Consider the following 12,599-nt stretch of genomic DNA (forward strand, 5'->3'; position numbering starts at 1 on the left):
AAATTGGAGGATTTTATTATGAGAGTTGGCACAGGTTACGATGTACATAGATTAGTTAGCGATAGGCCCCTTATCCTTGGGGGTCTTAGTATTCCTCATGAAAAAGGCTTACTAGGCCACTCTGACGCTGACGTTCTTTTACATGCTATTATGGATAGCTTGCTTGGCGCGTTAGCTCTAGGAGATATAGGAAAGCATTTTCCAGATACAAATGAATCCTATAAAAATATTTCAAGCTTGCTTCTGTTAGAAAAAGTAGCAGACCTTATTAATAAAAAAGGATACAAAATCGAAAATATAGACTCAACTATTATTGCTCAAAGGCCAAAATTAGCCCCTTATATAGCTCAAATGAGAGAAAATATTGCTAAAACGCTAAAAATTAGCATAGACAGCATAAGTGTAAAAGCAACTACAGAAGAAGGGCTTGGTTTTTCTGGAAGAGAAGAAGGAATATCATCTCAAAGCATATGCTTGCTTAGCAGAATTTAAAAAAGTCCCTTTTAATTTAAAGGGACTTTATACTACTAGCTTCTATTTAGATTTACATCTAATAAATCTAATATAAACATAAATAAAGGTATTCCAATTAATATGCCCCATATTCCTATAAAGTGCTCTGATATAATAAGTATTACAAATACAATGAATACAGGAATATGCGTTTTTACAGACATAAATTGAGGATTTAATACATAACTTTCAAGTAGGTAAAGTAGAGCAATAACTGCAAGCACATAGATTACCTTAACAATTCCGCCAATATTATATGCAATTATCGAAAGAGGAACTAATGAAACTATAGTACCTGCAACAGGTATTAAACTAAACATAAATATCATAAATGCTAAAGCTATTAGTTGTGGAAAACCCATTATACTTAGTGCAGTTATCGACAGAACTGTATTTGTCACTGCAATAAGTATTTGAACTTGTACGACTTTTCCAAATGATTTAAGGAAATTGATACCAAAACTTTTCAAATATTTACTTATGTTTGATATCCTGCTATTTTCAAATTTTTTTAAAAAATATTCTACTCTTGATTTTTCAAGCATAAAGAATAAACTAAGAATCAAGGATAGCAGTATATTTATTCCCCACTTTCCTATACTAGCAATAAATTGAAATATAGAATTTGCCTCATTTTTTATATATCCTTCTATATCAAATTTACCTATTAGAGGAAATAAATACTCTTCTATTTGATTTATATTAGTCTTAAACTTAACGTCGTTAAATTCATTAATAATACTTATGCTCTGGCTAATTATTATAGGAACGAATTTATATATAAAATAACCTAGTAATATAAAAATCACACTGTACACTGTAATAGTTATAAATAACTGATTAATTTTTATAAAAGACTTTAACCTATTAATTATAAATTCTTGAACATTATAAATTAAATAAGTAAATAAAAATGTTAATAAAAATAAATCTATTACTTTTCTTAGAAAATAAACAATAAATATGATTAAAATAAAGGCAAATAATTTTCTAGTTATTTCCTTTTCCCATAGGCTCTTAACAAATTCCATAAGTAATCATCTCCGAATTGCATAAATATGAGTATTACATTCTAAGTCTTTCAATATTTAATTTTACTTTTAATAGTAACATACGTCAACAATATTGCTTAGAACCTAATATATTTTTGCAAGTTTCGTCGCTTGATTTTCAGATCACAATGCTTTCTAACTTAAGGCATCTGAAAGAAAATAACAAGTCAAAGATGCGACGGATATTTTGTGTCAGACAAGGAGGCAGGTTCCGCAGATAGTCAGCACTATCTAAGGGTTCTGCGGTTGCAGTATGACGAAAAATAGACTAACATACTGACTAGTTATTTTTTTGAAGATGCCTAATTTCCTAAAGTAGCTAACATAATTGCTTTTATTGTGTGTAATCTATTTTCAGCTTCATCAAATACTGCAGAATACTTACTTTCAAATACATCATCCGTAACTTCCATTGCTTCAATTCCATACTTATCAAATATTACTTTTCCTACCGATGTACTAGTATTATGAAATGCAGGCAAGCAATGAAAGAATTTCACATTTTCATTCTGTGTTTTTCTTATCATATCCATATTTACCTGATAGGGTAATAGCACTTTTATTCTATTTTCCCACACTTCTTCAGGTTCTCCCATTGATACCCACACGTCAGTATAAATAACATCTACATTGTGTACACCTTCATCTATATCCTCCGTAATTGTTATACTTGATTCGGTTTTCTTGGCCTCTTCTCTGCACTTGTCTACTAAATTCTCATCTGGAAATAACTCTTTAGGTGATACTATTCTAAAGTCCATCCCCATTTTCACTGCACCAATCATTAAAGCATTAGCCATATTATTTCTTCCATCTCCAACATAAGCAAACTTTATTTTGCTTAATGGTTTATTAAAATTCTCCATTATAGTTAGAAAATCTGCTAGCACTTGAGTAGGATGATCTTCATCCGTTAGTCCATTCCACACTGGTACACCAGAGTGCTTAGCTAATGTTTCTACTGTAGTCTGGCTATATCCTCTATATTCTATTCCATCATACATTCTACCTAGAACCCTTGCAGTATCTTTAATTGATTCCTTTTTACCCATCTGGCTTCCGCTTGGTCCTAAATATGTTGTATGCGCCCCCTGATCAGCTGCGGCTATTTCAAATGCACATCTTGTTCTAGTTGAGTCCTTTTCAAATATTAAAGCTATATTTTTCCCTCTGAGCCTCTGCTTTTCAGTTCCTGTACATTTATTTTTTTTAAGTTCTTGTGCAAGATACAAAAAGTAGTGTATTTCTTTCTGGGAAAAATCCATTAAAGTTAAAAAGCTTCTATTTTTCAAATTAAACATTTTAACCACCTCAATATATAAACATAGTTATATTTATTCTTTTTTATGCATAAATATACATACATTATATATTATATTTTTAAAAAATGCCAGAGTTTATTTATAAAAAAATACTAATATAGTCAATATTGACTATATTAGTATTTCTATAATTAAGCTATTCTTCACTTTTATAGGATTCCACTATATTCTGTACTAATTTTTTTACCGCGCTTGCCTGGCATATTAAAGTCATCACTACAAAGAAAACTTTTATTCTCTCTTCTTCCTTTGGAGTTAAATCGATATCTTTTGTTGTTTCCTTAAACTTTTCCTCATCAAAATATTGTTTTGATAAGAATTCCTCAAAGCTATCCTGCTGAATATCGGAAAAAACTTTGTATGCCTTTTCCCATGATATAATATCATCATCTCCGTCGTTTATTTCATTAAATGCCAAACTAAATACTTTTTTTATTTCCTCTGTTGTTAGTATAGGTCTCATATAACTTAAAAGCACAAGTTGAGCTAAATGTAATTTAGTATATCCTCTTTTCTTGCCATCCTCTGGTTTAGATATAACCTCATTCTTTATATAATTTTGAACTATATTATTTGTGTATTTTTCACCTTCAAATTTATCATTTAAGTAATCAATAACCTGTGACAGAAATAAATCATACCTTGGTAAATCTTCAAATGGTACTATAGTAGTCTTTGATATTTCTTTAGCCATCTTATTTATATACTCTATTCCAAAATTACTCTCTTCCAATTTTACACCCTCCAATACAATACTTAATTTTTAATTTACTATACCATGAAAACCTTATATAACTTTTAACTAAAATTTATTTCTGATTTAACTCACCTTCTAAATCTATATTATACTAACATTATAAGGTACATATAACCCCTTTACAAGTTAAATATTATAAAATTAACACTATACATCATAAAGAAATATTAAGATATCTAAAGATATCTAGCGATTTATTTTTTTACTTTAATCAAATGGTTTGATATTACCCAAAATAAGTTTTACATCATATTGTAACATAGTATTTTATACTGTATAATATTATTATAACTTACTTCATAGAGATTAAATATTAATTATATAAAAATTTAATATTAATTATAAACAATAATGTCTAATAATATGCTAACATATAGTAAAAAGTAGCATTATTTTTGGGGGGTGAACAAAATAAATAAAAAACGGTTCTTTATCTGCCTATTACTTGCATTTTTATTTATATCAGTAGACATATTTAGCCCTCTCCTTGGAAACTTTACAAGTACAAGTAACATGACTGTATATGCTAAATCTGGGGGAGGCAGTCACAGTTCTGGTGGAGGCAGCCGCAGTTCTGGTGGTAGTTTTAAATCGGGAAGTTTTTCTTCTCCTAAATCTTCCAGCAGTACACCTAAGTCTTCTGGCAGTACACCTAAATCTTCCACTGACACAAATAAGTCTTCTGGTGGCGGTTTTAAATCAGGTGATTTTTCAAATACTCCTAAATCTTCACCTGACAGTTCAAAATCAAATGATAGCTATAAATCTCAATCGAATAATACACAAAATTCGTCATCTAAAAACTATGGCAATGGAAGTAAGCGGTCATTTTTGCCTATTCCTATACCTATTCCATGGGGACACAGTTATTATGGTCCTGGTTCAGGTTACGGATATAGCTCAGGAGGCTTTGTATTAGGCATATTTAAGCTTATAATTTTTATTGCTATAATAATATTTGTAATTAAGTTAATAAAAAAATATAGAAGAAAATAATTGAGGAGGATATTTTTATGGGAATGTTTAAAAGACTATCAAATATTTTTAGATCAAAGGTTAACAATGCCTTAGATGAGGTAGAAAATCCTATTGAATTATTAGACCAGAAAATAAGAGATATGGAGGAAAGTTTAAATACAGCCAAACTTTCTTCTGCTCAAATTTTAGGTAATGTCCATGAAGTTGAAAAAAAGATGGTAGAAGCTAAAAGAAGTTCTGAAGAATTTGATGAAAAAGTCAAACTAGCTCTAAGTAAAGGCAATGAAGATTTAGCAAAAAAAGCTTTAGCTAAAAAACTTGAGGCTGATAAATCTTATAGTTCATTAAAAGTTAGTTATGATGATGCTCAGAAAAAGGCTACAGCTATAAAATCAAAATTAAAAGATCTTCAAGATGAAATTGAAAAAACAAGAGCATATAGGGATGAGGCTGCTGCAAGATTTAACAATGCCGAAGCTAGCAAAAAAGTAAATGAAATTTTAGCAAACGTGGATACTGGAAGCAATAAAATAAACTTAGATGATATAGAAAGAAAAATTCAAAAGAAAGAAGCTATGGCTGAAGGACTTGAAGACCTAAGAGAAGATAACTCTTTAGAAAAAGAATTTGAAAAGCTAAGTGAAACAAACCTTGATGAAGAATTAAAAAAATATAAACAAAATTAAGGGGATAATATATGAGTAAAGTTGATGAATTTTTAAAGAGTGAAAAAAATAAATACGGAAAACTTTATGTGGATATAAATTATGCTATAGATAATGTATCTCCCTTCTTAGAAGAATCTACTTTAAGAAGTAGAAAGTATGTTGCAAAAGCATCTGTATTAAAAAAATATATTGACCTATTACAAGCAACTGAATCAGAAATTAGCAAAGGTGGCTTCTTCAGCAGATTCAATAACGATAAATATATTGATTTATTGAATGATTATAAAAAAGATAACTCTGAATCTTTAAATCAACTAGAAAAGTGTAGTAAGTGTAAATGTCTAAATTGTACTGCTGATTGTAAGTTTGATAGCTGCTTAGCTTGCCGTGATAACTCCTGTACAGTTTTTTGTGATCATAAAAAAGCCAATGTTTCTAAACCTGAAAACTTTATATTGGATTTAACCAATAATAGAACAGGTGGCAATGATAGATATATGGTGCTTGGTATACTTCAAGATGTAGAACTGGATACAAAGTATATAATAATTGAAAATATAATTACTAAAGAAAAGTTTATTCTATACTACTACCCTGGAATTTCTGAGGATAGTTATGGTGAAATAAGTAATCCTGAAGAATTCGATTTTATTGTTTCAACCTTCCAAAGCATAGAAGAATAGATTAATCCAATATCTTGAAAGAGTTCTGTAAAAACAGAACTCTTTTTCAACAATATTTATCATTCAAAAAAATGACTTATTAGCGATCAATCTCTTCAGTCTGTGGATTCTTCGGAGTATATTATAATTTGTCCACAGTTTTGATATTTTTATCAACACATTTTGTGGATAACTTGTACATATTGATACTATTAAGTTTTAGTAGTTTTTCTATATCTTTATTCACAGTGTGGATAATTTATCGTGTTAATAATCTTAGTATTTTTTGATAGAACTACTTATTCTTATCTTGCATAATTTTCTCATATCCTACTTTTTTCAAAAAATTTATTGCATTTTATACATAGAACTAGCGTTAATAACTGTCAGATTACGTAAATCATTATCAAAAAAACCTGATGTTTTATGCCATCAGGTTTTTAATATTTACAAACTATTTTTGTGACTTATTGTAATCTTCTATAAACTTCTCTATTCCTATATCAGTTAAAGGATGTTTTAACATTTGAACTAACACTTTATATGGTATTGTAGCGATGTCTGAACCAGCCTTTGCACATTCTAAAACATGTATTGGGTGTCTTACACTTGCTGATATTATTTCTGTTTCAATTCCATATATATCGAATATATCAGATATATCACTAATAATTGTAATTCCTTCATTTCCTATATCATCTAATCTTCCTAAAAACGGACTTACAAAGCTAGCACCTGCTTTGGCTGCAAGTAAAGCTTGTTGTGCAGAGAATATTAAAGTAACATTTGTTTTTATACCCTCTTTAGCTAATATAGCTACTGCCTTAAGCCCTTCTTCACACATAGGTATTTTTATTACAACGTTTTTATGAAGCTTAACAAGTTCTCTAGCTTCTTCTACCATTTTTTTTGATTCTAAGCTCATAACCTCTGCACTTATTGGTCCATCAACAATTGAACATATTTCTTCAATCACTTCTTTTAAATCTCTGCCTTCTTTTGCAATTAGTGAAGGATTGGTAGTAACTCCATCAAGTATACCCCACTCCGCTACTCTTTTTATTTCTTCAACATTAGCAGTATCAATAAATATTTTCATCCAGTATTCCCCCAGTCTATTAATTTTATTTGATTTTAATATTATAACATACTAAACCATAATCTAAAATTTTATTTTTCACCTAAATATTTAATAACATCTTCTCTAGTATTTATTTTCCCTAAATATCTAAACTTATCAATATTTTCTAGTAAAGAACCTACCTCAGGACCCTGTTTTCCAGTAATGCTTATTATTTCGCTTCCTGATACAAGCCTATGTTTTTTTATTTCTGTATATCTTTTATATTCACTTAGCATATTTTCTATAAATTCTTTATACCTCTTTTTTTCATTTTTAGGATCAAAAATCATACTAGCAGCATAATTATCACAAAAAGAAAGTACAAGTAATTGTAATGAAAACTTCTCATACTTGTTAAAGTATTTGTAAAATGATTTTTTAAGTTCTTTAATATCAGAATTAAATAATCCAAGTGGATACATATGACCTTCCACAAGCTTCTCAATAAGTTCTGATGCCTCTTTAGGAAAATTCATATCTTCACAAACCGACTTAATAATTTTAGCTCCTTCTACATCATGACCATAAAAGCTAATCTTTTCATCTGTCTTCTTGTAGCATTTGAACTTACCTATATCATGCATAAAACATGCAAAAGCCACATACTCTTTTAATCTAAAGTTACCTATTTTCTTTTCAAATACACTTAAATCTAAGTTATTAATAGTTATTCTCTTATTTAGTAAATCTTTAAATACTCCATAGGTCAGATTCATATGTGTAAATGCATCTTCTATATGATATTTACATTTTCCAATAGTCTTTAATTCATCTATATATGGAAACATATTTCTTAGTATATTGTAGTTATCTAGAAACTCAAAAGCTTTGCCCTCTTTATCACTCTCTATTATTTTCATAAATTCGTTAAATACTCTTTCTTTTACACAACTTTTTAAATTAGGTGCTATTCTAATTAGATTATTCTCAGTATCAAAACTAAAATGCATCCCATAAGTTATATAAAATCTTATTCCCCTTAATATTCTAACTGGATCATCTTCTAAGCTTTTGTCACTTACATTTTGAATTATTCTAGATTTAATAGAATTTCTTCCTTTAAAGGGATCTATTATTTTATTTTCTAGTAGCTTTATGCATATCGCATTTATGGTGAAATCTCTTTTAGCCAAATCTTCTTCAATTGATTTTCCTTTCATTGCAGCTACATCTATTGTCAAATTTTCAATTATGCATCTATATATTCCTATATCCTCTTTTATAGAAAAAAACTTATAGCCTAAGTTATTAAATTCATTAATGAGTTTTGAGATATCGCCACTATATATTATATCAATATCGTTAGGCTCAATTCTAGAACTTATTAATTTGTCCCTAACGTAACCTCCTACTAGATAAGCATCTCCACCTACACTTTTTAGCATACATTTAAACTGATTTATAAATTCATTTGAATTACTCATATATTTCACCCACTATATATTATTTGAAGTGCTTGTAATGACACATAACAAATACATATTTAACCATATAAAAAACTCATATTTTACAACTTTAACTCCATATCAACATAGTTTCGACATTGTTTTCTGGTTATCCATATAATTACTATTTTATTTATAAAATTCACACTTCGTTTATTTATTAGGAATTTAGCATATAATTTCATGTAATTTTCTAACAATCCCTTGATTTATCTATATTTAATGATACAGTAAAAAAATGTATTTTGCAATAAAAATATATTGACATTTGTATATTTTGGGAGTATATTAACTATAGATGGAATTTAATAAGAAATTTGTAAACTAAATTTAAAAATGTTATTGACTTTAAATGTAATATTTGCTATTATTTAATTAAACATATGTCGAATTATGGGATTAGAGGAGGAAATTTAAATGAAATCAACAGGTGTTGTAAGAAGAGTAGACGAGTTAGGTAGAATAGTTATTCCGATAGAGTTAAGAAGAACTCTAGATATCGCAGAAAAAGATGCTTTAGAAATATATGTAGATGGCGAACAAATAATACTTAAGAAATATGAACCAGCATGTATTTTCTGTGGAGATGCAAGAGATGTTGTAAATTACAAAGGAAAAAATATATGTAAAAACTGTATGAACGAATTAAAAGGGGACAAGTAGTCCTTATTAACCCACATAATTTATGTGGGTTTTTTATTCTTTATCCGATGTCTATCGCCACTAACACCCCAACGCACTCTGTGAAAGCGATTCGCACCAAATCGGAGATTTGGGATCTCTGCTTTTCTTAAAGTTGGGGATGATAAGTGGCGATACGACCCTGGATAACGGCTTCTAAGCTTCAGATGGAGTTTAAAATTCCACCTGAAGCCAAGAATCCTGTTTATAATAAAAATCTATTTCCTATACAAAAATAATATTAAATCAATTATGTTGTTTTTCTTTAAATATAAGAAAAGGCTTACAAATACAAATCTGTAAGCCTTTTTTTTATTTAACTCTTGTTCCTCCAGTAAAATCAGATCTATCATCTAATGAAGAAATCTTAACTACATCTCCAGTTCTTGGCGCATGAATATAGCATCCATTGCCTACATATATTCCAACGTGGTGTGCAGGTGATCCAAAGAAAACTAAATCTCCTGGTTGAAGTTGATCTCTAGACACAGCAGTACCAGCTCCCTGCTGATCTGCTGCAATTCTTGGTAATCCTACTCCAAAGTGGCTATAAACATAACTAGTAAATCCTGAACAGTCGAAAGTACTTGGTCCATTACCTCCCCATTGATAAGGAGTGCCCAAGAAATTTGAAGCATATGCAACAACTGAACTTGATGAAGCAGGCGTGGAAGTTGTTCCACTTCCTCTTGAAAGCCTTGGAGCCTCTGATCTAACTTTTTGAACTTGGTTTGCTGCAGTTGCAACTATTCTTGCCGTAGCAGTATCTTGTGCTGCTACTACTTTTTCTTTAGCTTCTAAATCAGCTATTAACTTAGTTTGTGAAGCCTTATCGCTGTTAAGCTTGGACAATTTTTTTTCATTATCAGTTTTTAATGCTAAAAGCTTTTTATTTTTATCGTTTAATGCTTGCTTTTCCTCAGCTATAGCGCCCTGTTTATCTTTCAAATCTTTTATTATTTTTTGATCAAAACCTACTATTTTCTTTACAGTATCCACTCTTGTAATAAAATCACCTAGACTATCAGCTTGTAATACAACATCAAGGTAACTATTTGCCCCATTTATGTACATTGCTCTTACTCTTTTTCCAAATAAGTCCTGTTGTCCTTTTATATTTTGCTCAGACTTTTCTAACTGAGCTTGAGTATCCTTTATATCTTTATTTGTTTTCTCTATTCCTTTTTTATTATCATCTATTTGCTTTTTAACTTGTCCAATTTGTTCATCTAGTTTTTCCACTTTGGTCTCTAAATCTTGTCTCTGATTCTTAATTTGCTGTAATGAAGTAGATGAGCTCGTCGGTGCTGCTAAAGCATTTCTACCAGTTACCAGCACCACTGATAAAGCAATAACAGCAGATAAAATTCTTCTATTCAATTTCCAAACCTCCCCAGTGTCGAATAACTTTTGTATATTCTTGTTAAATTTAAATGCTAATTTTTATGTACTCTTTACTTAAAGCTTTGTTAATATGTCAAGTATTTATATTATAGCACTAAAATACATAAAATCTCAACGTTATCATACTATTTTTTTCAAAATATTAAAGTTTATATGTTTAAGACACAAGTTTATCAATAAATTTCAAAAATTTATTCATATATATGTATTTATTTTCCATATTTTTACTTATTATAATTTCACAATGACAATTGCTGCCAGCCATCTACAAATCAATAGAGTATTTGTAAATCTCCGATTTTGATAGCTTTCTATCCTTAGCTACCTTTTTAATAGCTTCTTTTTTGCTTAATCCTTCAGAAATATAATTCTTGATATGCTCTTCAATAGACAGCGCTTCCCATTTTGCCCTTTCTTCCTGTAATATTTCTTCCTCTCCTTTTCCTTCAACTACAAGTACAAATTCACCTTTTATATCTTTTTCTGAATAGTAAGATATGGCTTCATCTAAACTAAACCTTAATATTTGTTCATGTAGCTTAGTAAGTTCTCTACAAATAGAAATTCTTCGATTACCTAAATTGCTTCTAAGAAACTCTAAAGTTTCCCTAATTCTATGAGGTGACTCATAAAAAACTAGTGTTTCCTTCCTATCTTTCAATTCTTCTATAATAATTCTCTTATCTTTGTTCTCCCTAGGTAAAAAACCTCTAAATATAAACTTGCTAGTATCTAATCCCGAATATACTAATGCTGTAGTTATCGCTGTAGCTCCAGGTAAAACTTCAAAGTCTATATTTTCTTCAATACATTTTGATACTATAATGCTTCCTGGATCTGATATTCCTGGAGTTCCTGCATCACTTATTAGTGCTATGCTTTTTCCATCCTTAATCTTTTCTATTAAGTCCATACTTTTACCTTGTTCATTGTGTTTATGATAACTTATTAATGTCTTTTTTATATTAAAATGATTTAGTAATTTAAGACTTTGTCTTGTATCCTCCGCTGCCACTAAATCAACATTTTCTAATACCTCCAAAGCCCTTAATGTTATGTCTTTTAAGTTTCCTATAGGTGTTGGCACTAAATACAGTTTCCCGAAGTTCATAGTTATCCTCCTTTTAGTCGGAACACTGGGTAACTTAAGATTTTCGCTTCCGCTCACAAGTTACCCGTTAAAGTCCATTTAGGACTTTAACCTCCAAACTTTATCTACCATATATTTTATCGATTTCCTCAGTATATCCACCTTCTATATTGTATATACATAGTGGCGCTTCCCATTTTAAGAAAGTTCCTCCATTATTTTGTCCTTCAACTAACACCATATTAGGAGCCTTTTTAAAATTAGGTTGAATCATTCTTATAAGTTTAGGCTCAATTTTATATTGCCTCATAGTACAAATAATATCTGCTAGTCTATCTGGTCTATGTATCATGTATATTCTTCCATTATCCTTTAAGACTCCTTTAGCTGCCTTAATCACATCTTCTAGAGTACAACATATTTCATGTCTTGCAATAGCATTTTCATCATTCATGTTTATAATACCTGAATTTTTAAGTTTGTATGGTGGATTTACAGTTACTACATCAACTTTAGGTAACTTCTTTAAAAATTCAATATCCTTAAGATCCTTATTTATGAACTCTAATCTATGTTGCAGCTTATTAAATTCAACAGATCTTTTAGCCATATCTACCATTGGTTCTTGTATTTCTATTCCTATAATATTAGCAGCATCTGTTTTTCCTGCTAGTATAAAAGGTATTATTCCTGTACCACTGCATAGGTCTATAACTCTAGCACCTTTTTTCACTTTAGCAAAGTTTGCAAGCAATACTGCATCTACACCAAATCTAAATGCATCTTTTTTCTGTATGACGCAAATCCCTTTTAACTGCAGATCATCTAATGTTTCGTCATCCTTTAACCATTCTTCATTCATAATTGTTATCCTCACTTTTATTAAAAATGCATATAAGAAATC

13 protein-coding genes are annotated in these 12,599 nt (G+C 29.6%); 5 read left to right on the top strand and 8 right to left on the bottom strand.

Annotation, left to right across the window (positions count from 1 at the left end; all coding sequences use genetic code 11):
* The first annotated feature begins 18 nt into the window (after nt 1-18).
* On the top strand, nt 19-492 hold the full coding sequence (gene ispF, locus I6U51_RS10570; protein WP_211142617.1) for a 2-C-methyl-D-erythritol 2,4-cyclodiphosphate synthase: 474 nt from the start codon (nt 19-21) through the stop codon (nt 490-492).
* Nucleotides 493-527: 35 nt separating this feature from the next.
* Here ispF and I6U51_RS10575 read toward each other — a convergent pair whose 3' ends face one another.
* The 3 genes from I6U51_RS10575 to I6U51_RS10585 all read right to left on the bottom strand — a co-directional run bounded on the left by I6U51_RS10575 (nt 528) and on the right by I6U51_RS10585 (nt 3,581).
* Nucleotides 528-1,544 carry an AI-2E family transporter gene (locus I6U51_RS10575; protein ID WP_211142618.1) on the bottom strand — a complete coding sequence of 339 codons (1,017 nt, stop codon included), beginning with the start codon at nt 1,542-1,544 and terminating at the stop codon, nt 528-530.
* Between the two features lie 323 nt (nt 1,545-1,867).
* Nucleotides 1,868-2,866: an ornithine carbamoyltransferase gene (gene argF, locus I6U51_RS10580; protein ID WP_211142619.1), complete on the bottom strand. Its 999-nt coding sequence runs from the start codon at nt 2,864-2,866 to the stop codon at nt 1,868-1,870.
* Between the two features lie 157 nt (nt 2,867-3,023).
* Entirely contained in the window at nt 3,024-3,581 is a 558-nt protein-coding gene (locus tag I6U51_RS10585; protein ID WP_425489761.1) for a DUF1836 domain-containing protein, read from the bottom strand.
* Nucleotides 3,582-4,046: 465 nt separating this feature from the next.
* Between I6U51_RS10585 and I6U51_RS10590 the strand changes: the two genes are divergently transcribed.
* From I6U51_RS10590 to I6U51_RS10600, 3 genes are read left to right on the top strand one after another with little or no spacing between them, the layout of a single operon-like run.
* Nucleotides 4,047-4,640 carry a hypothetical protein gene (locus I6U51_RS10590; protein ID WP_211142621.1) on the top strand — a complete coding sequence of 198 codons (594 nt, stop codon included), beginning with the start codon at nt 4,047-4,049 and terminating at the stop codon, nt 4,638-4,640.
* A gap of 17 nt (nt 4,641-4,657) precedes the next feature.
* A complete protein-coding gene (locus I6U51_RS10595) occupies nt 4,658-5,308 on the top strand; it encodes a PspA/IM30 family protein (protein ID WP_211142622.1) in 651 nt (216 codons plus the stop codon).
* Nucleotides 5,309-5,319: 11 nt separating this feature from the next.
* On the top strand, nt 5,320-5,973 hold the full coding sequence (locus I6U51_RS10600; RefSeq protein ID WP_211142623.1) for a DUF1292 domain-containing protein: 654 nt from the start codon (nt 5,320-5,322) through the stop codon (nt 5,971-5,973).
* 433 nt (nt 5,974-6,406) lie between these two features.
* Here I6U51_RS10600 and fsa read toward each other — a convergent pair whose 3' ends face one another.
* Together fsa and I6U51_RS10610 are read right to left on the bottom strand one after the other, a co-directional pair.
* A complete protein-coding gene (gene fsa / locus I6U51_RS10605; protein WP_211142624.1) occupies nt 6,407-7,051 on the bottom strand; it encodes a fructose-6-phosphate aldolase in 645 nt (214 codons plus the stop codon).
* 71 nt (nt 7,052-7,122) lie between these two features.
* Nucleotides 7,123-8,499, bottom strand: a complete 1,377-nt coding sequence (locus I6U51_RS10610; protein WP_211142625.1) for a tRNA nucleotidyltransferase/poly(A) polymerase-related protein — start codon at nt 8,497-8,499, stop codon at nt 7,123-7,125.
* A 438-nt stretch (nt 8,500-8,937) separates the two neighbouring features.
* On the opposite strand from I6U51_RS10610, the gene I6U51_RS10615 reads away from it, so the two are divergent.
* Nucleotides 8,938-9,183, top strand: a complete 246-nt coding sequence (locus I6U51_RS10615) for an AbrB/MazE/SpoVT family DNA-binding domain-containing protein (protein ID WP_211142626.1) — start codon at nt 8,938-8,940, stop codon at nt 9,181-9,183.
* Between the two features lie 330 nt (nt 9,184-9,513).
* On the opposite strand, the gene I6U51_RS10620 is transcribed toward I6U51_RS10615, so the two are convergent.
* The 3 genes from I6U51_RS10620 to I6U51_RS10630 all read right to left on the bottom strand — a co-directional run bounded on the left by I6U51_RS10620 (nt 9,514) and on the right by I6U51_RS10630 (nt 12,557).
* A complete protein-coding gene (locus I6U51_RS10620; protein WP_211142627.1) occupies nt 9,514-10,581 on the bottom strand; it encodes a C40 family peptidase in 1,068 nt (355 codons plus the stop codon).
* Nucleotides 10,582-10,870: 289 nt separating this feature from the next.
* Nucleotides 10,871-11,716, bottom strand: coding sequence for a 16S rRNA (cytidine(1402)-2'-O)-methyltransferase (gene rsmI, locus I6U51_RS10625; RefSeq protein ID WP_211142628.1), 846 nt, complete (start codon nt 11,714-11,716; stop codon nt 10,871-10,873).
* 100 nt (nt 11,717-11,816) lie between these two features.
* Complete coding sequence (locus I6U51_RS10630) at nt 11,817-12,557, bottom strand: tRNA1(Val) (adenine(37)-N6)-methyltransferase (protein ID WP_211142629.1); 741 nt, start codon at nt 12,555-12,557, stop codon at nt 11,817-11,819.
* Between the last annotated feature and the right edge of the window lie 42 nt (nt 12,558-12,599).

The organism is Clostridium aciditolerans, assembly GCF_016316925.1.
In the GTDB taxonomy this organism is placed as follows: Bacteria; Bacillota; Clostridia; order Clostridiales; family Clostridiaceae; genus Clostridium_AM; species Clostridium_AM aciditolerans.

Excerpts from the sequence above, each read along its gene's own strand:
- I6U51_RS10600 (WP_211142623.1), top strand. The coding sequence starts at position 5,320 with ATGAGTAAAGTTGATGAATTTTTAAAGAGTGAAAAAAATAAATACGGA.
- I6U51_RS10610 (WP_211142625.1), bottom strand. The coding sequence starts at position 8,499 with ATGAGTAATTCAAATGAATTTATAAATCAGTTTAAATGTATGCTAAAA.
- I6U51_RS10595 (WP_211142622.1), top strand. The coding sequence starts at position 4,658 with ATGGGAATGTTTAAAAGACTATCAAATATTTTTAGATCAAAGGTTAAC.
- I6U51_RS10585 (WP_425489761.1), bottom strand. The coding sequence starts at position 3,581 with ATGGCTAAAGAAATATCAAAGACTACTATAGTACCATTTGAAGATTTA.
- fsa (WP_211142624.1), bottom strand. The coding sequence starts at position 7,051 with ATGAAAATATTTATTGATACTGCTAATGTTGAAGAAATAAAAAGAGTA.
- I6U51_RS10615 (WP_211142626.1), top strand. The coding sequence starts at position 8,938 with ATGAAATCAACAGGTGTTGTAAGAAGAGTAGACGAGTTAGGTAGAATA.
- rsmI (WP_211142628.1), bottom strand. The coding sequence starts at position 11,716 with ATGAACTTCGGGAAACTGTATTTAGTGCCAACACCTATAGGAAACTTA.
- I6U51_RS10575 (WP_211142618.1), bottom strand. The coding sequence starts at position 1,544 with ATGGAATTTGTTAAGAGCCTATGGGAAAAGGAAATAACTAGAAAATTA.
- ispF (WP_211142617.1), top strand. The coding sequence starts at position 19 with ATGAGAGTTGGCACAGGTTACGATGTACATAGATTAGTTAGCGATAGG.
- I6U51_RS10630 (WP_211142629.1), bottom strand. The coding sequence starts at position 12,557 with ATGAATGAAGAATGGTTAAAGGATGACGAAACATTAGATGATCTGCAG.
- argF (WP_211142619.1), bottom strand. The coding sequence starts at position 2,866 with ATGTTTAATTTGAAAAATAGAAGCTTTTTAACTTTAATGGATTTTTCC.